This window comes from Neisseria sp. P0008.S002 (assembly GCF_051962805.1).
GTDB lineage: Bacteria > Pseudomonadota > Gammaproteobacteria > Burkholderiales > Neisseriaceae > Neisseria > Neisseria perflava.
On record NZ_JBQCUY010000023.1, the window covers coordinates 1 to 296 of the forward strand.

The 296-nt window shown below is 51.7% G+C and carries 1 protein-coding gene; it reads left to right on the forward strand.

Annotation, left to right across the window (positions count from 1 at the left end; translation table 11 throughout):
• A partial coding sequence (locus ACTHSA_RS10825) for a DUF6531 domain-containing protein (protein WP_440368719.1) occupies window positions 1-296 on the forward strand: 296 nt, incomplete at both ends.

Here is a 296-nt window from a genome sequence, read left to right on the forward strand (position 1 = left end):
ATAGGCAACGGCTGGCTGGGACAGGGTTGGTCGCTGCCGTTCTCCATGCGTCTTGTCCGCACTGCCGACGGTTTCCTCTATATTGATGAACAGGGCAGGGAAATTTCGTTGCCGGATATCAGCGACGAAGCGGACGAGCCTTATTCCGCAGCCGACGAAGATGAAGACGATTTATATGAAGAAGAGGCTGCCCCAAGACCTGCTTCCGCCGAAGAAGATCCCTACGGTCTGGATAACGCCTATTTTGATCCTTACGAACAAATCTTCTTTTCTCAGATTTCAGACGACCTCTACCA